The sequence below is a fragment of the Streptomyces sp. NPDC002795 genome, from assembly GCF_042888725.1.
In the GTDB taxonomy this organism is placed as follows: domain Bacteria; phylum Actinomycetota; class Actinomycetes; order Streptomycetales; family Streptomycetaceae; genus Streptomyces.
Genome location: NZ_JBIAQB010000008.1, coordinates 346,817 through 366,695, shown reverse-complemented (window position 1 = coordinate 366,695; position 19,879 = coordinate 346,817). Strand labels below are relative to the sequence as shown.

The window sequence follows — 19,879 nt, the reverse complement described above, 5'->3', positions numbered from 1 at the left end:
ACTACGGGACGGAATCAATGCATCTCATCCGAAAACTCGTTCACGCCGTGGCTGTCGTCGCGATCGCCGCGACAGCGCTCGTCGCGGCAGAACCTGGCAGCTCGGCTTCGGCCTCGCCGGTGGCCGCAGCGGCCCCGGGGGAGTCTCGTCACGTTCCGACGATCCAGAACGACTCTTTCTGGAAGGACACCGACGGGAACCTGATCACTTCCCAGGGTGGCGGGGTGTTCACGTTCGGGGACACCTACTACTGGTACGGCGTCCAGTACCAGGAGGCGGCCCCGTACGCGGAGTCCCCCACCCGGAAGCACCCGAAGTCGACCTTCGCCTCGATCAAGGTCTACACCTCCAAGGACCTGGTGAACTGGGACTTCAAGAACGAAGTCGCCAACCGGTCCACGGAGTTGAACATTCCTCCGTCGAAGGACGTGAAGGGAGACGCCTTCTCGCGTATGCGCTCCCTCGACGATGCCAGCTGGGTGGGCCGCATGGGGGTGGTGTACAACGAGGCCACACGTAAGTACGTGCTCGTGACGCAGATGTCCACCAAGTTGGACACGGACGGAAAGACGAACGGGGGAGTCCTCTTCCTCGAGAGCGATTCGCCCACGGGTGACTTCAGCTACGCCAACCTGGAGACACAGCTCCCCGGCGTGCTCTACCAGGGCACAGGCGACCAGACCGTGTTCACCGACGACGACGGCAGCGACTACCTCGTCTTCTCCAACCAGAGCGGCCGTGCTCACACCTACGTATCGCGCCTCGCCCCCTCCGACTCACTGAGCGTCGAGCCCGCTGTCGAGGTGGCTCACAACGAGGCCGGCCGCGAGGGCAACGCGATGTTCAAGGCCAACGACCATTACTACATAGCCAGTTCCGACCTGCATGGATGGAACGCGTCGGCGACACACGTCATCAGATCCGTCGGAGACGATCCGCAAGGCCCTTACGGCCCGGAGACCGTCATGAAGGGTACGGAGGCGGACTACAGTCACGTCTCTCAGTCCGGATTCTTCTTCACAGTGCGGGGCAAGAAGACCGACACGGTGGTGTACGCGGGTGACCGGTGGGCAGAGTTCGCGTGGAACGGAACGGGATACAACCAGTGGGTCCCAATGTCGTTCGACGAGGATGACCCGGTCTTCAACTCCCTCAGCTCCTGGCGACTCGACGCCCGCTCCGGTCGCTGGGCCACGGGCATCGACAACAACTTCATCCTGAACCCGGAGTTCGAGGCCGATCGCGTACCGGTGACCACTGTCACCGGATGGAACACGACCGTGGATGACGACTCGCCCTCGACCCGGTTCGTGTCCAACCCGACGCCGGCAGGCAACGGCACACGTCACGCACTGACGCTCGGCGACCCCGCAGGCTTCGCCGGTGGTGTCTCCCAGGAGAACACCGTTCCCCGCGGTACCTACACACTGACACTGTCGGCGAAGACGACGACCGGCCTGGACAAGGCCCGCGTGCGCATCACCGACTCGCGCGGACGGGAGACGACGCTCGATCTCCGTGATGTCGGCTCCAGCTGGACGAAGACCTCGCTGGAGGGGGTCAAACTTCCGTCGGGATCCGCCACGATCACGATCGAGGCAGCAGCGGCAGCGGACGGCGGAACCGTGTCGGTGGACGGCCTTGCCCTCACGCGGTCGTAGAGACCTCCCTCGGCCCGTAATCCCGACAGACTCCCGCGCCGACTCGCGACACTCCTGGCGCCAACACCCTTGGAAAGAGGGCGAGATGGCCTACACCCCCGTTCCGTTGCCCGATCATCTACCCGAACGACTCACTATCACCTTGTGGGACTTCACCTGGTACACGCGTACCGGGCCGGGCGAGCCCTTCGAGGACCTCGACCGGGCCTTCACCGAAGCGGTCGACCGCGGCTACAACACCATCCGGATCTGCGCCATGCCGTTCCTGATCTTCGGCTCCGGGCTGTCCGGTGAGATGGAGTTCGGCCCTCTCGGCGGGGAGTACGGGCAGGGCACGCGGTGGTACGACGTGAAGCACCGGACCCGACTCGACCCCAGGCAACATCTGCTGGACCTCCTGCGAGCTGCCCGGCGTCACGGCGTCGTCGTGGTCCTCTCCAGCTGGGAGTACCAGCAGAGCAGCTCGTTCGCGGGGGACCGGCAGTGGTTCGACGCGTTGATGGCAGTGGAGCCGGAGGACCGTCCGACGCGCCTGGCCGAGGCGCTGGCCGACTGCTGTGACCTGGCCGAAGCCGAGGGCCTGGCGGACGTCATCGCGTTCGTCGAGCTGCACAACGAGGTCCAGGGCGGCTACCTCACCGACGGCCTGCCAGGCCGCGAGCCGGCCGTGGTGGAGCTCCGCGAACGGCTCGAACGCGGCCTCGCCCGCTTCCACGAGCGCTGCCCTGCCGTCCCGGTCACGGTGAACTACGCGCGCGTCCCGTTGGAGGCGTTCCGCGGCATCCCCGAGAACATCGACGTCGGAATCTTCCACCCCTACGTCTACGGCGTGCTCGACGACATCGTCGTCGGATACGGCCTGCGCTCCACCGATGGAGGCTTTGACGAGGAACGCGCCCGAACCGATCTGCTCCGGCCCGGTGCTCCGTCGTTCGACGAATGGCGACCGCCGGCCAGTGAGCGATGGCGTCAGGAAGCCACGATCGTCGGTAAGCCGGAGATCTACGTGCACGACTGGTGCGACGCGGAGGCGTGGGACCGGCGACTGTACGAGGGGTACGGCGCACACCGCATCGCCATGCTGCGGACGCTGGACACATGGATCGCCGCGGCAGCCGACTTGTGCGCAGCTCGCGGGATTCCGCTCGTGTTCGGCGAGGGCTGGATCGGATACACACCCTTGAGCGGCTCATTCGAGGAAGGGCCCATCGGCGCGGAGTTCTGCCGGTACGCCGTCGCCCGCAGCGCGAAGGCCGGGGCGTGGGGCACCCTCGTATGCTCCAATGCTGCCCCTCACCACCCGATGTGGAACGACATCGCGCTCCAGATCGAGTGCAACGCACTGTTCATGGTCGAGAAGGCGCACACCTGACCGTTCACGGAGCGGGTCGGCCGGCTGAGGCCGGTCGCCCCGCTCGGAGTGGAGAGCTGCGTCACGGAGTGGGCTCGGGTGCGATGTTCTTGTTGAAGCGGAGCAGGTTGTACGGGTCCCAGGCCGTCTTGACCGCACGCAGCCGGCGGAACTTGGCCTCGCTGCCGTGCACACCACGGCGCCAATGGGCGCCCAGGTCCTCGGTGAGGTTGGTGTATCCGTTGGTCAGTGAGAGGGGCCGGACCAGCGCGTCGAGGTCGGTCGCCCACCGTGTGTACGGTGCGTCCTGCTCGGGCGCGTCCCACATGCCGACCGCCTCCCACAGCCAGGCCGCTCCCTCGCGGGAGAAGGCCATGGCGTCCTCGCTGGTGTCCTCGGAGATCGCACCACCCATGCACCACAGGTTGATCGTGGTGGCGCCACCGGGGTGTGCGGGCGCGGAGGCGGCGCTGGAGAGCAAGGCATCGATGGCTTCGGGCGACAGGGCGGGGAGGTAACCACCCCGCAGGTTCATGCGCTTGCCGTAGGGGGCGACGGCGTCGAGCATGCTGTTGGCCTGCAGCCAGGGCATCTTCGTGACGAGGTCGGCCAGCGGCCGGCCCAGCGCGGCGAGCGGCGCGATGACCTCGGTGCCGGTGGCGGGCTCACCCGTGTAGACCGGGACGAGCACCAACACCGGTCGGCCGTGGGCCTCTTCGGGCAGCATCGGCAGCGCGGGGGCCGGGGCGATCGCCGCAAGGAGACCCAGTTCGCGTGGGGCCGCGGCCATGACTCCGGGCAGCCCGGCCAGAACGTCGGCGGCCTGCTCGAACGGGAAGATCAGCTGTCCGGCCACGACCTCCGGGCCGACCGGATGGGCGCGGTACTCGAAGGCGGTGACGACCCCGAAGTTGCCGCCGCCCCCGCGCAGCGCCCAGAACAACTCGGGGTTCTCGGCCTCGTCGGCACGCACCTTGCGCCCGTCCACGGTGACCATCTCGCAGGCCAGGAGGTTGTCGACGGTGGCGCCGAAGCGTCGCATCAGATGACCGATGCCGCCGCCGAGCGTCAGCCCCGCGACTCCTGTCGAGCTGACGGTTCCGGCGGGCACGGTGAGGCCGTGTTCCTGGGCGGCCGCGTCCAACTCGCCGAGCAGTACGCCTGGTTCGGCCCGCACCACCCGGGCCTGGGGATCGACGGTGATCGCCTTCATCGGTGACAGGTCGAGGACGAGCGCGCCGCCGGGCATGGCGTGCCCGTCGGAGCCGTGGCCGCCGCCGCGCACGGCGACGGGAATGCGCTGCTCACTGGCGTAGCGCAGGGCGGCCGCCACGTCGCCCTGGTCGGTGCACCGCGCGATGAGGGCAGGCCCTTCGTCGGCGGCGCGGCCCTGGTACAGCACGCGGGCCGCGTCGTACCGGTCGTCGCCGGGCCGCAGCGCGACGCCACGGAAGTCGGCAGGGAAGTCGGGGTGGGGACGGGTGTCCGCCGAGTCGGTCATGAGGGCTCCTGGTCGAGGGGTGTGAAGCTAACCGGAAATTCAATTTCCGGTTATGTGACGGGGAGGCTAGCATCGGAGCCAAATGAGCCCATCAATGCCCCCCAGTGACCAGCCGCGACCCGCTGGTGACCGTCCGTTGCGCGCCGACGCCCGTCAGAACGTCGAGCAGATCCTCGATGTCGCCCAGGCCGTCTTCGCGGACCTGGGCTACCAGGCGTCCATCGCGGAGGTCGCCCGCCGTTCAGGGCTGGGCATGGGCACGATCTACCGGCACTTCCCCAACAAGACCGCCCTGGTCGAGCGCATCGCGATCAAAGTGATGCGGGAGAGCCTGACCGAAGTGCGCGATGCGCTGGCCGGACAGCCCCTCTCCTGGCCCGCGTTCGCGAACGTGGTCCGCCACATGACGGGCCTGCGCAGCAGCCAGCTCTTCCCCGTGAGCCGCGGACGGGCCAAGGAGCCGGGCGCCGAACTCGCCGCGATCCGCACCGAACTGCTGCGCGCGCTGGAGGACTTGGTGGCCGGAGCGCAGCAGGCGGGGGTGCTGCGCGGTGACATCAACGCCTACGACGTCGTACTGATGCTGAACTCCATCCCCCCTCGCCACCTGCCCGACCCCGACAGCGGCGAAGCCGTCGCGGACCTGGCCGACCGGCACATCGGCGTACTCCTCGACGGCCTGCGGGCCCCCGGCCGTGAACCACTGACGGAGCCGGCGCCCGGCCGCCGCGAGGTCGACCAGTTCTTCCGGGCCGCGCACGGCCTGTGAACCGTGCAAGCAGGGGTGGACGCATCAATGCAGTGATGTGGCCGGCTCGGGCCGGTGCACACCGCGGGGGCGATACCCCAGCGTCTCGGAGATGCCCGCGAGATCGGACAGATACCAGACGATGGACAACCACATCTCGGTGCCTTGCAGGCCCGGTTGGGATTCCCGGGCGCTCTTGGTCGTAGGGTGCGGCGCCTTGAAGGCGAACCCCCGGCCGTCGACCCAGTTGCCGAGGGCGTCGGTCAGCAGGCGCCTGGCCAGAGCGACGGTTTCGTCGGTGCGGTAGCCGGTGGTGCGTGTCAGCCACAGCGGGTGGGCGATGTCGAGGATGTTGCAGGCCGTCTGGCGATCCGGGCGCGTGTAGCGCACATCGCGCGCGTGTGCCAGAACGGAGTCGATGACACGCTCCGCGTAGGGCACGGGGAGGCCGAACTGGGCGAGGGTGCCCCGGCTTCCGCGGTAGAAGCCGTTGACCGGCAGGAGGAGACCGTCGACCGCGTTCGGCTGAGCCCACAGGCCGGTGCGGGGGTCGGTCAGTGTGAGGATTCGGCCGAGGAGCGCCTCAAGGGCCCCGCTCTGTCCTGACCGGCCGTGGCCGCGGTTCCACAGGAAGGCGGTGCCGAGCGAATCGATCCAAGCGCCGCAGTGCCAGGGGTCTTCGCGCCAGGGGAGTGTGTCGAGCGCGGCGATGACGTCCGCGGCGTCCATCGTGTCGACGCCGCGAATCGGGTGCGGGAAGCGGCTGCCGAGGATGTCCAGAGCGTAGCCCACGCACAAGATGTGGTACTCCGTGTCACCGCTGAAGGGCCCGTCCGTGACGGGGAGCGTGACCTGACGACCGTCGGGTCCCAACGCGGCGACCAGGCCGGTGTCCGGGTCCTGCCACGACCGTAGACGTTCGAGTTGGCTCTCGGCGGGCATCGGGTCGGGCGCGCGTCCCAGCAGGAGGTCCGCGATCTCGATCGCGTCACACTGGGCGCGCACCGTGGGGTCGGCGCCTGGTGCGTCGACGAAGAGTCCACCCTCCACGTCAGGTACGAAGCACCGGTCGAGGATGTCTCCAGCCTGCGCGCGGGCCGTGTCGGCGAACGAGGCCAGTGCCTCGGCGAGGTCGGCCCGCCCTGCCGTCGGCGCAGCGGGGCTCGTGCCACGCCGGCGCAGGATCCGCGCGGGGTTGCCTCCGACGATGGCAGCAGGCGGCACGTCCTTGGTCACGACACTGCCGGCGCCGATCACGGCTCCGTCACCGATGGCGATCCCGTCCAGGACGACCACGTGCGAGCCGATCCACACGTCGTTGCCGATCCGGATGCCCTGCGAAGTGATCGGCTGACGGAACACCTCGGTGTGCAGGTCCTCGAATCCGTGATTGAAGGCGAGGAGCGAGGTGTGTGCGCCGATGCGGACCGCGTTGCCGAGTTCGATGTCTCCCCGCACTGTTGTGTACGGATTGATCGTGCAGTCCCGACCGGTGTTCAGAGTTCCGGTGACATAGGCGCCGGCAGCGATGTAACTGTGCGCTCCGAGAACCAAGTGCTCGTTCTGCACCGCGGCCAACGGGGACACGAAGCTGTTCTCGCCGAACCGGTAGGACTCGTTGTCCTTCTTCAGAGCCTGTTGGACCTGGCGTTGTCGGTCGCGATCGTCGTCGTCGGCCTCGGTCCAGTAGTTCCAGGGCGTGTAGTCGAACTTGTCGTGGCCCGGCCGGGGTGCTTCGGCGTGTGCTCGTTCGTTCATCGCATCCGTCCAAGTAGTGGTGCTGCGCCGCAACGGGACGAGGTCTCTATGTGGCTCGCCGCAAGGTCGCGCGGTCCACCGCGTGGGCCAACGGCGCTCCTGTGCGCAGACGTTTCAACTCCTCGACGACCACGGTGAGGTGTGGGGTGAGATACACGTTCGGCAGGTCGTAGAGCGGATCGCCGGGGCATGCGCGGTGGCGAGATCACTGGTGGCGAACAGGCCGTCCTGGCCGTGCAGTTCACGTCGTCGAACACCCAGGGCCTCCCGTATGTCACGCCGGCCGGGAAGGCGTGTTGCAGTGCCGCGGCACTCATGGCGAACAGGGCCCGAGGGGCGGTGGACGTCCAGGTATCCAACGGCAACATGGCAGGTGGCTCCTGCGTAGGCGGCTCAGCGAATGTGTTCATAGTCGGCGCCGCCACTCAGCCCGTCAAGATGTATTCGTAATTAATACGCACTTCGTTCTGTCCAGGTGCCGGACCCGCCACATCACTGTCGACTTCGACGGGCATCGCCGGCGGTGTGACGTTCGGCGATGGCACGACGTGCGGAGGTCGCCAAGTCGGAAGACACCTGGACAGCCCGCGACGGCGACACCGTCGTCTACACGGGCGACGACATGTTCGCCGCCATGAACGCCGGCCTGAGCAGCCTGACTCCAGGCCGCACAGCCAAGGAGTGCCTAGTCGTCCGCGGCTCCGGGCCCATCTACTCCCGGCACGCATGACGTCGAAGGATCGACAACGGCAGCAGTTCCGTCCCGGCGACCAACACCCGGATCGACAACGTCTATGTCTCGGGCGCCAGTTCGCATGCTGTCGAGACCGCTGGTCAACACCACCACGAATGCCGAGGTGGGCACCGTGGACGCCGAGAACGTCGGCGCCGGAACCGGCTACGCAGCCTTCCGAATGGCCAATCGGAGGGGCCGGATCGGCGACAGCTACGAGACCAACATCCACGTGAAGAAGGTCATCGCTCGGGGAGGCGGCCGTGGAATCTTCTGCGTCTTCGAGAGTGGGGCGCGGTCATCGGCCGTGACCGACTCGTCCATCAAGGAGAGTCCGTGCGCCGAGAACACCGTCATCAAGAATGTCGAGCTGGTGAACACCACGAAGGACGTCTGCTGATCCCCGACGGGAAGTAGGGATGTGCGGACAGCAGGGCTCCACACCAAGGGCCGCGGCGTCAGCGCGGCTACGCCTGCTGTTGAACGGTGCCGGTTGCCTGGTCGAGGTCGTGCACAGCCTGGGCGAGGAGTTCGAGCATGGCCAGCTCGGCGCGGGCAGGGTCCTGGTCGCGGACCGCATCGAGTACCGCCTTGTGGCTCGGTACGGGGTCGGCCGCCTGATCGTGCGCGTGCACGACACGATCGCGTTCGCGCAGTCCCGGCTCCAAAAGCATGTCCATGCGGGCCAGCATCTCGTTGCCTGTGGCGTTGAGCAGGGCTCGGTGAAAAGCCGCGTCGGCCTCGGCGGCGGCAGCCGGGAACTGCGTGTCGTTCGCCATCGCCTCTAGAGCTGCCTGCATGGCCAGCAGGTCGTCATCGGTGCGGTGGATCGCTGCGCGATGGGCGGCCGCCGGCTCCACGATGGAGCGCACGTCGGCCAGGTCGCGCATGAGTCGCCGGCCGTCGCCGCCTTCGGCCTGCCAGTGAATGAGGTCCGCGTCGAGCAGGTTCCAGAACTTGCGTTCCCGCACGAACGTGCCGCGCTTCTGCCGCGCGTCGATGAGCCCTTTGCCGGCCAGGACCTTCAAGGACTCGCGCACGACGGTCATGCTGACGTCCAACTCCTCACCGAGGGCCCGCGGGTCGATGGTGGCGCCCTGGGGCAGGGCGCCGCTGATGATGCGGACGCCAAGGGTGTGCACGATTTGCCCGTGCACACCTCTGCCGGCGTAGGACGCCATGCGGTACTCCTTCGGTCTGGTGATCACGTGCCCCCACCTTAGCCGCGGAGATTAAATATGAATACATGGCGGGGGTCGGGTGGGTTGCGCACGGGTCGGATCGCAGTGGCGTGAGTCACATCCCCATTGATGCCATTCGTTAATTCATATTTAATAGCCGCGTTCAATGGTGAAACACGTCCTGGTCGGAAGGATCTCGGATGAGCACAAGCACCCCGCTGCCCTGGATGGAGCGCATGGGCATCCCCAGGCCTCTGATGTGGGGCTACGTCGCCGTCCTGATCTTCATGATTGGCGACGGTGTCGAGTCGAACTACCTCGAGCCGTACCTCACCGACTGGGGCTTCAGCTCGCACTCCGCCGGCCTGGTCATCAGCGTCTACGGCGCCTTCGTCGCACTCGGCTCATGGCTCTCCGGGTCCCTGTCCAACCTCTGGGGCCCCCGACGCGTGATGCGCCTCGGCGCCGTGCTCTGGCTGGCCTTCGAGATCCTCTTCCTCGGTGTCGCACTTCCCAGCGGCAACCAGACTCTGGTGTACGTGTTCTACGGGCTGCGCGGCATCGCCTACCCGCTGTTCGCCTACGCGTTCCTGCTGTGGGTGCAGTTGACCACCCGCAAGGAGCTGCGCGGCTCCGCCGCCGGCTGGTTCTGGTTCGCCTACAGCGCCGGACTTCCCACCATCGGTTCGGCGATCGCCGCCGTCAGCATCCCGCTGATGGGGTCGTACGCCACCTTCTGGCTCTCCTTCGCCCTGGTCGCCGTCGGCGCCCTGATCGGCTCGTTCGCCGTGCGCGAGGCACGCGGCGCCCAGCCGATGGTGGACACCAGCGCCCCCGGGCGCAGCGCCCGCACCGAACTCCTGCGCGGCGTCAGCGTGCTGCGCCGCTATCCGCGCATTGGTGTCGCCGCCCTGGTTCGCATGATCAATACGACGCCGTACTTCGGCTTCTTCGTCTTCCTGCCCTCGTTCTTCCACGACGAGATCGGCATCAGCACGTCGAAGTACCTGGCGCTCGTGACCTTCATGGGTGTCATCGGGATCCTCGCCGACCCGGTCTTCGGCCGGCTCAGCGACCGGTTCGGCTGGCGGCACATCATCGCCTGGGCCGGAGGCATCGGCTGTGCGCTCGGCGTGCTCGTCCTGTACTGGCTGCCCCAACTCGCGCCCGGCAACTACGTGGTGGCGCTCGGGGCCACCGTGCTCTACGGGATCATGCTGGCCGGTTACATCCCGCTGTCCGCACTGCTGCCCTCCCTCGTCCCGGAAGAGGACAAGGGCAACGCCATGGGCATCTACAGCCTCGCCGCGGGCCTGTCCACGTTCGTCGGCCCACTCACCTACGCCGTGATGGACCCCCTGGTCGGCCACACCGGCGTGGTCCTGATCTACGCCGCCATGTACGCCGCCGGCGCCGTGCTCACCTGGAAGTACCTCCGCGTCGACGAGGACCCCGGCGAGCAGCGCCGGGCCACACCACACACCACGGCAGTCACCGGCACGGCTCCCCACTCCGTCGCCTGACCCCTCAACAGCCTCCCGTCTCATCGGCACAACCGCGCAAGGAAGCCCATGTCCAGCACCACCTCAGCCTCCGTACCCGCCACCATGACCGGCGCGTTCCTCCCTGGCGACGGCACCGTCGACCTGCGCGAGACCCCGGTCGGACAGCCCGGCGAAGGCCAAGTCCTCATCCGCACCCGGGCGTCCGGCATCTGCGGCAGCGACATCCACTACATCTACAACGGCCACATCGGCGAGGGCGGTGCCGCCTACCGCAACGTCGTGGCCGGTCATGAACCCGCCGGCGAGGTCATCGCGACCGGGCCCGGCTGCAAGCGCCTGCGCCCCGGCGACCGCGTCGCGATCTACCACATCTCCGGCTGCGGCCAGTGCGACGAGTGCTCGCGCGGCTACTTCATCGGCTGCACCTCCGAGCTGCGCGCCGCCTACGGCTGGCAACGCGACGGCGGTCATGCGCCCTACCTCGTCGCCGACGAGAACACCTGCATCCCGCTGCCCGAGCCGCTCACCTACGTCGACGGCGCGTTCATCGCCTGCGGCATCGGCACCGTGTACGAGGCCCTGACCCGGATCGCGCTGAGCGGCGCCGACCGGCTCCTGGTCACTGGTCTGGGCCCGGTGGGCGCCGCAGCGGCCATGGTGGCCCGTGCGCTGGGCGTGCGGACCGTGTATGGCGCCGAGGTGGTCCCCGAGCGTATGGAGTGGGCCCGCGGCCTCGGTCTCTTCGACGAGGTCCTCGACTCCTCGGCCCAGCCGCTGGAGGAGATCCACGCGCTGACCGGCGGCACCGGGGTGGAGGCGGCCGTGGACTGCTCCGGACACCCGGCCGCCCGCTCCCTCGCTCTGAAGGCGCTGCGCGTCCGCGGACGCCTCGCGCTCGTCGGCGAGGGCGGGCAGATGACCCTCGATGTCTCCGACGACGTCCTGCACAAGCAGGTCACCATCTCGGGCTCCTGGGTCACCTCCGTTCCCGGCATGACCCGGCTCGCCGAACTGCTCGCCCGCCAGGAACTCCACCCCGAGCGGCTGGTCAGCGACCGCTACCCGCAGGCCGAGGCCGAGGACGCGTACAAGGCCGCCGCCGGCCGCGCCGCCGGCAAGGTCTGCCTGGTCTTCGACAACTGATGGCGCCCGCAATGAACGACAACCCGTCGCTGGACGAAACGCGGGTCCACGCGCACAGCAGAAGGGTCAGCGGCCACACTGTCGTCGACCTCTCGAACGACCGCCTCGCCCTCGTGCTCGCCCCCGAACTCGGCGGACGCATCCTGTCCCTGACACTCGACGGCCGCGAGTTCCTCTACCGCTCCGCCGCGCTCCTCGACGAGGAGTGCGGCGCCCGGGACCCCTCGCTGGTCGGCCCGCACGACGGTGAGATGGCGAACTGGCGCAACTGGGGCGGCGACAAGACCTGGCCCGCCCCGCAGGGCTGGTCGGGCCCCGACGAGTGGGCCGGGCCGCCCGACCCTGTCCTCGACTCCGGCCCCTACACCCCGCACATCGAAGCGGACCCCGACGGGCAGTGGGCCGTCGTCACGCTCACCAGTGCCGACGACCCGCGCACCGGGCTGAGGCTCGGCCGGGAGATCCGCCTGGGGGCCGGGCGCACCGACTTCGAGCTGCGCTTGACGGGCGTCAACACCAGCGACCGGCCGGTGCGTTGGGCGTTGTGGAACGTTACGCAGCTGCCGGGACACCCCGCACGCGAGGAGGGCGACGGTGTGTGGGTCGGCCTCGACGGTTCCGGGCCGGCGGCGACACACCTGGTGGCAGGCACCGGCAACCCAGGTGTTGAGCAGTTCGGGCCGCACCTGGCTCATGTGCCGGCCCAGGACGTGGTCGGCAAGGCGGGCTTCCCCGCCGCCTCCGGTTGGATCGCGCACGTAGGTCCGGCCGGCACCTGGGCACACCGCTTCCCCGTGACGCCGGGTGCCGGTTATCCCGACGAGGGCGCACGCGCCGAGGTCTGGCTGGAGTACCCACTGGACGAGCCACTCGCCCATCTGGGCGGACTGCGGCCGACCCAGCGCATCGTGGAATGCGAAGTCCTGGGCCCCTACGTCGAGGTGGCCCCGGGCGAGACCATGCACCTGGACACCTCCGTACTCCTGGGCCCGCACGGCGGAGCCGTGACCGACGTCGGCCCGTGGGGGTGGTGGAACCAAGCGCTGGCCGCCGAGGTACCGCGCTCCGGCGGCGGCGCTCGGCTCAGTGGCCGGTTCGTGCCCTGCCTCGACAGCGGCGGCACGCTCACCCTTCGGATCGGATCGGAGGATGGCAGCCGCCCGGAACGTCTGCACCGTACTGACTTGGCCGTCCTCGCGGGGGCCGCCCTCGACCTTGGCGAGTTGCCACCGCTCCCCGGAGTGGAAGCGGGGACACAGATGGATGTGCTGATCGGCGAGGGAGCCGACGCCCCAGTCGTGGGATCCGTGCGCTGCTCCTGAACTCGCGGACCACGCCCCACACGGAGAACTCGCGCCCCGTGCCCCGACCAAGGTCGGGGCACGGGGCGCGAATTGATGTCGGTTCCCTATCCGCAGGCAGTCACCCGGCCTGCGCCAGGTCCTCCAGGCTCCGGCCCCGGGTTTCGGGGACGAGGGTCGCCGTGAAGACCAGGGCGATCAGGCAGATCCCGGAGAAGAGGAAGAAGGTACCGGAGGAGCCAATGCCGTCGACGAGGACGGGAAAGAACTGTGAGACCAGGTAGTTGCCGCCCCAGAGCGCGAAGGTCGCCACGGATGCGGCGACGCCGCGAACCCGCGTGGGGAAGATCTCCGAGATGATCACGTAGGCCACGGTGCCGAAGGAGACGGCGAAGAACCCGACGTAGGCGAGGATCAGTACGAGAAGGAGGGCCGCGTTCGGGTGGGAGGCACGGAAGACCAGCCCGATTCCGGCCAGGAGCACGGTCATCGCGGTGGAGCCGACCAGGAGCAGGGCGCGGCGGCCCACGCGGTCGATGAGGCGCATGGACACGAGGGTCGCCACGACGAGAACGACACCGATGAGCACGGTGCTGGTCATGGCGCCGTCGGAGCCGAAGCCGGCGGTGCGGAACACCTCTGGGGCGTAGTAGAAGATCGCGTTGATGCCGGTGATCTGCTGGAAGAGTGCCACTCCGACGCCGACGACGAGCATGCGGCGCAGCGCCGGCGCCAGCAGCTCGCGCAGCCCGCCGTGTTCCTGCCCCAACACGCCCTCGATGGCCGTCAGTTCGCGACGGGCCGCCTCCGGTGTGGCGTTGACATGCTTCAGGACTGTCAGTGCCTCGTCACTGCGGCCCTTGCGGACCAGCCACCGCGGGCTTTCGGGCACCAGGAAGAGCAGGAGGAAGAAGGCGACGGCGGGGATCACACCGAGGGCGAAGATCCAGCGCCAGCCCTGATCGATGTTCCACGCCTCGCTGTTGACGTGCGCGATGACCGCGCTGACGGCGAAGACCACCAGGTTGCCGATGGTGTTGAAGAGCTGGTTGAACGAGACGAGGCGTCCACGGACGGCGGCCGGGGCGACCTCGGCGATGTAGAGCGGGGCCACCGTGGTCTCGGTGCCGATCCCGATGCCGACCAGGATGCGGAAGAACACCAGCCAGCCGGGGGACGGGGCGAGGGCCTCGCCGCAGGCGCCGACGACGAACACGAGGGCCGTGCCGAGCATGACCTTCTTGCGGCCCACCACGTCGCTGAGCCGTCCGGCGATCACCACGCCGATGACGCACCCGACGACGATGCTGGATGCCGCTCTCCACCCCCGAGGCGCTGCGGCTCGTCGGGGCCATCTCCGCCGCGGTCGTCGTCGCCACCGAGGACAACCTGCCGGGAATTCTCCTGGAGCGTGCGGCTCCCCGGATCGCGGCTTCTGAGCGCTCCAATGACTCCACCGCAGGCATGCCTCATCCGCCGATTCGGCTCAACGCGGCCGAGTAACTCCCGTATGTGGGTGCCTTGTTCGACGACTGCGGCTTCCGGGTGCGCTGATGCCGGCTACGTGGGTCAGTGCCGCAGTTCGGAGGCCGTGGGCGAGTAGGGGGCTGCGGAGGGAGCCGCGGTGCGGCAAGTGGCCCGCAGTACGGCCCCGTCCCATGGCCCAGGCGTCGTCATCCCGTGCGCAGCGGTCGTCACGATGAGGTGGCGACCGGTCAGACACACTGCGGACGGCTGCCGAGCAGGCACGTCGATGCGCTGCAACAGCTCGCCATCGGGTGTGTAGCGGCGGATGTGACCGCCACCCCAGATCGCTGACCAGATGCAGCCTTCGCTGTCCACGGTCATGCCGTCCGGGCTGCCTTCGGCCGCGTCGACACGGAACACCACTCGCCGTTCGGACAGTTCACCACTGGACGTGTCGACGGTGAAGGCCTCGACGACGCCCTGGGCGCTGTCGGCGAGGTAGAGGGTGCGACCGTCCGGGCTGAAGACGGGGCCGTTGGGGATGGTGAGGCCGTCGAGCACACACGTCACCGATCCGTCGGTGTCCCACCGGTGCAATGCGCCCTCGCCGGGGGTGGCGTCGTAGGCCATGGTGCCCGCCCACATGCGGCCCGTCGCATCGCAGGCCGCATCGTTCGTGCGCTGGGCGCCACCTGGCCGGGCCAGCAGGTCGGCCGTGTGGACGACCTGCCCGTCCGAGTCGAGGGCGGCGAAGGCCATGCCGGTGGCCGCGGCCCACCGAGAGCGGCTGCCTTCCACGGGCGACACAGGTGCGACGGCTCCCAACGGGTCGTGCAGGCGCGCCAGTTCGCTCAGTGTGCCGCCGTCGGTGTCGGGCACGCGCAGCAGCCTGCCGGTGAGGATGTCCACGCACACCACCGTGCCGTCGGCCAGCAGACGGGGGCCCTCGCCGAGTTCCAGGCGGTCGGCCGTGACGGCGGTGAAGGAGCCGATCTCCAGTGGGGCGTACTCCAGTGGGGCGTACGAGGCCATCAGGCAGAGCCTTTCGTCGAGGTCCAAAGCGGTGCTGTGCGGGCGTGGTCCGTCAGCGCAGTGCGCCGCCGGGCGCCGTGTCGAGGAGCGGGAGTTCGTCCCGGTGCGGCAGGCCCTCCCAGTCACCGGCGCCGGCCACGGAGAACGCGGCGGTGCGGGTGGCGCGATGGAGCCGCTCGGGGGCGGCCAGGCCGTCGAGCACGGCGGAGAGGTAGCCCGCGCTGAACGCGTCCCCGGCGCCGACGGTGTCGACGAGCGGCACGGTGTGGGCATCGGCGTGCAGCGGAGCGCGGCCCGGGAGGTAGAGGTCGGCGCCGTCACTGCCCCGTTTGACCACGACTTCGCGTGCCCCGTCGGCGAGTAGCTGGGCGGCCTGCTCGGCAGGGGTGGCCGCAGGATTCGCGGCGACCAGGGGCAGTTCGTCGTCGGAGGCGATGAGGATGTCGACGAGTTCCAGAAGTGGTCGTAGCGCCGTGGTGGCTGCCGTCGCGTCCCACAGCCGGTTGCGGTGGTTGACATCGAGCGAGACGGTCCAGCCGTTGTGGGCGGCGTGCTCGGCTGCCGCCCGCACAGTGGCCAGCGGGCCTTCGCCCAGGGCGCAGGTGATGCCGGTCAGATGCAGGACGCGGGCTCCGGCGTCCAGGGCGGATTTCACGTGCTGGGGCCGCAGGCGGGACGCCGCCGACCCGGTGCGCCAGTAGTGGACGCGGGCCAGATCGGCGACGCGGCGCTCGCGCAGCATCGCTCCGGTGGGCGCCTGGTCGTCGCTCGTGGCGCAGTCCACGCGCACACCTTCACCGCGCAGCGCCCGCAGCACCATGCGCCCGGGTTCATCGGTGCCGACGCGGCCGGCCCAGGCCACGTGGTGGCCCAGCCGGGCCAGCCCCACGGCCACGTTGGATTCGGCTCCGGCCACCGCGGTGCGGGCCTGGCCGCCTGCCGTCAGAGGGCCGTCGACCTGCACGGAGAGCATGGCTTCACCGAAGGTCAGGGCGTCCACAGGAGTGCTCATACGTCGGCTCCCACGGCGCACACGGTCTGGAAGGCCTTGGCCCGCCGGCGCAGCTGTGCGAGGTCCCCACCGCTGGGGGCGTCGCCGAGCAGTGGCGAGCCCACGCCGACGGCGATCGCGCCGGCGCGGAAGTAGGCGTCCGCCGCCTCGGCGTCCACGCCGCCGACGGGCACGAACGGTACATCGGGCATGGGGTCACGCAGGGCTCGCAGGTATGCCGGGCCACCCAGTGACGCGGGGAACAGCTTCACTGCCACTGCGCCCGCCCGCATGGCGGCCACGGCCTCGGTCGGGGTCAGCGCTCCTGCCAGGACCGGCACACCGAGGGCGATGGCATGGTCGAACCCCTTGTCCAACGCCGGAGTCACCATCCACTGGGCTCCCGCATCCCGGGCGCGCAGGGCGTCCTCGCGGGTGATGACGGTGCCGGCCCCGATGACCGCGTCGGCGCCCGCCTCTTCGACTGCCCGGGCGATGACGGTTTCGGCTCCAGGAGTGTTCAGGGAGATCTCGATGAGCCGCACCCCCTCTTCGGCCAGGGTGAGGACGCTGCGCAGCGCGGCCTCGGGGTCGGAGCCCCGCACGATGGCCACCAGGCGCTGACGGTGCAGGTCTTGGGTGAATTCGGGGTGAGTCGGCACGGGAGTGTTCTCCGTCGAAGTGGGCGATGGGTGGCGTGTCACCATTCGGCGAACGAGCCGTCGTTGTGCCGCCAAATGGGGCCGCGCCAGTCCGGGGCGCTGTTGTCGGCGCGCCGGACGGCCTGCTCGTCGACCTCGATGCCCAGGCCGGGGCCGAGAGGGCGAGAGATGTGACCCTGATCGAAGCGGAACACGGTCGGATCGACCAGGTAGTCCAGGACCTCGGCGCCCTTGTTGTAGTGGATCCCGATGCTCTGTTCCTGGATGAGGAAGTTCGGTGTGCTGAAGGCGACTTGAAGGCTGGCGGCCAGCGAGATCGGGCCCAGCGGGCAGTGCGGTGCGAGCAGCACATCGAAGGTCTCGGCCAGTGAGCCCAGGCGTCGCACCTCGGAGATGCCGCCCGCATGGGAGAGGTCGGGCTGCAGTACGGCGATGCCGGCTTGCAGTGCGGGGAGAGCCTGGGTGCGGTTGTAGATGCGCTCGCCGGTGGCGATCGGAACCGGCGAGGCCGCGACGATCTCGTCGAGGCGGTGGGCGTACTCGGGCAGCACGGGCTCTTCGATGAACAGCGGGTGCAGCGGGGCCAGTTCGGGCAGGACCCGACGGGCGTTCGCGGCGCTGAACCGGCCGTGGAAGTCGACCGCGAAATCGCGGTCGGGGCCCAGGACCTCGCGGGCGGTGGCCGCCCGCTCGACGACCGCGGCGACGTCGGCGGCGGTGGCCATCTTGTTCATCCGGCCGCTGGCGTTCATCTTGACGGCGGTGAACCCGGCTTCCACCTGGGCCTGGACGGCCTCGGCTATTTCGGTGGGGTCGTCGCCCCCGACCCAGCTGTAGGCGCGTACCTGCTCCCGCACCGGGCCGCCCAGCAGGACGTGGACCGGAGCGCCGAGGGTCTTGCCGGCGATGTCCCACAGGGCTTGGTCGATGCCGGCGACGGCGCTGGAGAGAATCGGACCACCTCGGTAGAAGGTGCCCTTCGTCATCACCTGCCAGTGGTCCTCGATGCGCAGGGGGTCCTGGCCGACGAGGTACTCGGCCAGTTCGTGCACCGCGGTGCGCACGGTGGCGGCGCGTCCTTCGACGACAGGCTCGCCCCAGCCGACCACGCCTTCGTCGGTTTCGATGCGGCAGAACAGCCAGCGGGGCGGGACGGCGAACGTTTCAACGCGGGTGATTTTCAAGGGTGTCGCTCCAGGGAAGCTGCGGAGACGGAGAGGGGCTCGGCGTGTCGGTCATGAGGAGTTCTTCATCACGCTCCACCCGCCGTCGACCACGAGGGTCGCGCCGGTGACGAACGAGGCGTCGTCACCGGCGAGGAAGGCGATGACGGAAGCGACTTCTTCGGGGCGGCCCAGGCGCCCGGCGGCGGTCTCGGCGGCACTGGCCCGCCGGTCGTCCTCGTCGATGTCCTCCCACGCGCGGGTCAGAACGGGCCCGGGCAGCACACTGTTCACACGGACCTGCCCGCCGTATTCGACGGCCAACTGTCGCGCCAGGCCGGTCAGCCCCGCCTTGGCCGCGGCATAGGCGGGCCGCCCCGGCAGTCCCACCAGCGCATGCACGGAGGAGACCAGGACCACGCTCCCCTGCGTGGCGACAAGATCGTCCAGGCAGGCACGTACGCCGAGGAACGATCCGCTCAGGCTCACGGCCAGCTGCTGGTTCCACTGGGCGGCACTGGTCTCGTGGGCCGCGGCGACACGAACCGTGTAGGCGTTGCTGACCAGTACGTTCACGGGGCCGAAGGCGTCGCGTGCCACTGCCACGGCCTGGTCCCAGGACGATTCGTCGGCCACGTCGCAATACTGGAAGAGGGCCTTGCCCCCGGCATCCCGGATGGCGGCCACCACGGTGGCGCCGGCTTCCTCGTCGATGTCGGCGAGCACGACGTGTGCTCCCTCGGCGGCGAGCCGGTGGGCCGTAGCGGCGCCGATACCGGAGGCGGCGCCGGTGACGAGCGCGCACCGGCCGCTGAGGCGACCCGTGCGGGAGGGGCCGTGCGGATGCATGAGGGGCTCCTGGGACCAGTGGCAGCAACGACATAGACATTAAATATTAATTATTGAGGTATGCCAAGGGGGGGCGGCGCTGTGCAGCCTCCGCCGGAGGGCCAGGCCTGAACGCCGGAGCGATCATCGCGGAGGCCTCCGTCCCGAGCGCGGTCGGTCAGACCCGTCCGGCGAGAAAGCTGAGGGAGGCGTCGACCGCCTTCAGTGTGGGAGTTCGGTTGAGGTGTCCGTGCGGCATGCCGGCGGCCAGGTGGATGCTCACCGTTACGTTGGATTCCTGGAGTTGCCTGGCGAGTAGTTCGCCAGAGGGGCGCAGGTCGTCGAACTCGGAGAGCACGATGCCGGCCGGGGGAAGGTCGGTGAGATCTGCGGCGCCCGGCAGGGCCTGCTGCGGCACATGCGACACGCGGCCCGTGTAGGTGCGGACCATGGCCTCGATGGCATCGGGACGGCAGCGCAGAGCGGGCGGCAGCTCACGCATCGCGGCTGCGCTCTCGTCGTCCCAGCGGGTAGGCCAGGAGCAGCGCGGTCGGTAGAGGGCCCTTCCGGTCGCGGAGCCTGAGCGCGGTGGACAGGGCGATGGCAGCTCCGGCGCTCGCGCCACCAAGGGCGATAGGGCCGGAGCTCTGCCGGACGAGCCACTGCCAGGCGGCGTGGGCGTCGTCGACGGGAACGGGGTAGCGGGTCCCGTGGGCCGCCAGGCGGTAGTCGACGGAGACCACCAACCGCTGTGCACGTACGCACAGTTCGGCGGCCACGGTGTGCGCCTCGGGCATGTCGAGATCCCCGGCGGCGAAGCCACCCCCGTGGAGCCACATCACTGCTCCCCGAGG

The 19,879-nt window shown here is 69.3% G+C and carries 17 protein-coding genes and 2 pseudogenes; 9 read left to right on the top strand and 10 right to left on the bottom strand.

The genetic code is table 11. The features are described 5' to 3' along the window. Positions 1-47: 47 nt before the first annotated feature. Both ACFYWS_RS25515 and ACFYWS_RS25510 read left to right on the top strand, forming a co-directional pair. A complete protein-coding gene (locus ACFYWS_RS25515) occupies positions 48-1,661 on the top strand; it encodes a family 43 glycosylhydrolase (RefSeq protein ID WP_389280422.1) in 1,614 nt (537 codons plus the stop codon). 85 nt (positions 1,662-1,746) lie between these two features. Beyond that, complete coding sequence (locus ACFYWS_RS25510; protein ID WP_389280421.1) at positions 1,747-3,033, top strand: cellulase-like family protein; 1,287 nt, start codon at positions 1,747-1,749, stop codon at positions 3,031-3,033. A gap of 61 nt (positions 3,034-3,094) precedes the next feature. On the opposite strand, the gene ACFYWS_RS25505 is transcribed toward ACFYWS_RS25510, so the two are convergent. Further along, positions 3,095-4,513: an FAD-binding oxidoreductase gene (locus ACFYWS_RS25505; protein ID WP_389280420.1), complete on the bottom strand. Its 1,419-nt coding sequence runs from the start codon at positions 4,511-4,513 to the stop codon at positions 3,095-3,097. 94 nt (positions 4,514-4,607) lie between these two features. On the opposite strand from ACFYWS_RS25505, the gene ACFYWS_RS25500 reads away from it, so the two are divergent. Continuing rightward, positions 4,608-5,282: a TetR/AcrR family transcriptional regulator gene (locus ACFYWS_RS25500; RefSeq protein ID WP_389280419.1), complete on the top strand. Its 675-nt coding sequence runs from the start codon at positions 4,608-4,610 to the stop codon at positions 5,280-5,282. A 1,149-nt stretch (positions 5,283-6,431) separates the two neighbouring features. Here the strand turns inward: ACFYWS_RS25500 and ACFYWS_RS25495 are convergent. Continuing rightward, positions 6,432-6,587, bottom strand: a pseudogene (locus ACFYWS_RS25495) (DapH/DapD/GlmU-related protein); the annotation flags it as partial. 970 nt (positions 6,588-7,557) lie between these two features. On the opposite strand from ACFYWS_RS25495, the gene ACFYWS_RS25490 reads away from it, so the two are divergent. Together ACFYWS_RS25490 and ACFYWS_RS25485 are read left to right on the top strand one after the other, a co-directional pair. Continuing rightward, a complete protein-coding gene (locus ACFYWS_RS25490; RefSeq protein WP_389280418.1) occupies positions 7,558-7,749 on the top strand; it encodes a hypothetical protein in 192 nt (63 codons plus the stop codon). A gap of 85 nt (positions 7,750-7,834) precedes the next feature. Continuing rightward, positions 7,835-8,152 carry a hypothetical protein gene (locus ACFYWS_RS25485; RefSeq protein WP_389280417.1) on the top strand — a complete coding sequence of 106 codons (318 nt, stop codon included), beginning with the start codon at positions 7,835-7,837 and terminating at the stop codon, positions 8,150-8,152. Between the two features lie 67 nt (positions 8,153-8,219). On the opposite strand, the gene ACFYWS_RS25480 is transcribed toward ACFYWS_RS25485, so the two are convergent. Continuing rightward, positions 8,220-8,933, bottom strand: a complete 714-nt coding sequence (locus ACFYWS_RS25480; protein WP_389280416.1) for a FadR/GntR family transcriptional regulator — start codon at positions 8,931-8,933, stop codon at positions 8,220-8,222. Positions 8,934-9,133: 200 nt separating this feature from the next. Between ACFYWS_RS25480 and ACFYWS_RS25475 the strand changes: the two genes are divergently transcribed. The 3 genes from ACFYWS_RS25475 to ACFYWS_RS25465 are packed head-to-tail and all read left to right on the top strand — an operon-like array spanning position 9,134 to position 12,903. Continuing rightward, a complete protein-coding gene (locus ACFYWS_RS25475) occupies positions 9,134-10,456 on the top strand; it encodes an MFS transporter (RefSeq protein ID WP_389280415.1) in 1,323 nt (440 codons plus the stop codon). A 48-nt stretch (positions 10,457-10,504) separates the two neighbouring features. After that, on the top strand, positions 10,505-11,581 hold the full coding sequence (locus ACFYWS_RS25470) for a zinc-binding dehydrogenase (protein ID WP_389280414.1): 1,077 nt from the start codon (positions 10,505-10,507) through the stop codon (positions 11,579-11,581). A gap of 11 nt (positions 11,582-11,592) precedes the next feature. Then, positions 11,593-12,903, top strand: coding sequence for a DUF4380 domain-containing protein (locus ACFYWS_RS25465; protein ID WP_389280413.1), 1,311 nt, complete (start codon positions 11,593-11,595; stop codon positions 12,901-12,903). Between the two features lie 100 nt (positions 12,904-13,003). On the opposite strand, the gene ACFYWS_RS25460 is transcribed toward ACFYWS_RS25465, so the two are convergent. Then, positions 13,004-14,164 carry a sugar porter family MFS transporter gene (locus ACFYWS_RS25460; protein WP_389280412.1) on the bottom strand — a complete coding sequence of 387 codons (1,161 nt, stop codon included), beginning with the start codon at positions 14,162-14,164 and terminating at the stop codon, positions 13,004-13,006. A 29-nt stretch (positions 14,165-14,193) separates the two neighbouring features. On the opposite strand from ACFYWS_RS25460, the gene ACFYWS_RS25455 reads away from it, so the two are divergent. After that, the gene (locus ACFYWS_RS25455; RefSeq protein WP_389280411.1) at positions 14,194-14,385 is read left to right on the top strand and encodes a hypothetical protein; all 192 of its coding nucleotides are present in this window, start codon (positions 14,194-14,196) and stop codon (positions 14,383-14,385) included. A 66-nt stretch (positions 14,386-14,451) separates the two neighbouring features. Here the strand turns inward: ACFYWS_RS25455 and ACFYWS_RS25450 are convergent, their stop codons facing one another. From ACFYWS_RS25450 to ACFYWS_RS25425, 6 genes and pseudogenes are all read right to left on the bottom strand, one after another. Continuing rightward, positions 14,452-15,381: an SMP-30/gluconolactonase/LRE family protein gene (locus ACFYWS_RS25450; protein ID WP_389280410.1), complete on the bottom strand. Its 930-nt coding sequence runs from the start codon at positions 15,379-15,381 to the stop codon at positions 14,452-14,454. Between the two features lie 52 nt (positions 15,382-15,433). After that, positions 15,434-16,393, bottom strand: coding sequence for a sugar kinase (locus tag ACFYWS_RS25445; protein WP_389280409.1), 960 nt, complete (start codon positions 16,391-16,393; stop codon positions 15,434-15,436). Then, complete coding sequence (locus ACFYWS_RS25440) at positions 16,390-17,034, bottom strand: bifunctional 4-hydroxy-2-oxoglutarate aldolase/2-dehydro-3-deoxy-phosphogluconate aldolase (RefSeq protein WP_389280408.1); 645 nt, start codon at positions 17,032-17,034, stop codon at positions 16,390-16,392. The genes ACFYWS_RS25445 and ACFYWS_RS25440 overlap by 4 nt, the downstream gene beginning before the upstream one ends. 38 nt (positions 17,035-17,072) lie before the next feature. Beyond that, entirely contained in the window at positions 17,073-18,218 is a 1,146-nt protein-coding gene (dgoD, locus tag ACFYWS_RS25435) for a galactonate dehydratase (RefSeq protein ID WP_389280407.1), read from the bottom strand. 51 nt (positions 18,219-18,269) lie between these two features. Beyond that, positions 18,270-19,046: an SDR family NAD(P)-dependent oxidoreductase gene (locus ACFYWS_RS25430; RefSeq protein WP_389280406.1), complete on the bottom strand. Its 777-nt coding sequence runs from the start codon at positions 19,044-19,046 to the stop codon at positions 18,270-18,272. A 157-nt stretch (positions 19,047-19,203) separates the two neighbouring features. Continuing rightward, positions 19,204-19,864, bottom strand: a pseudogene (locus ACFYWS_RS25425) (alpha/beta hydrolase fold domain-containing protein). Between the last annotated feature and the right edge of the window lie 15 nt (positions 19,865-19,879).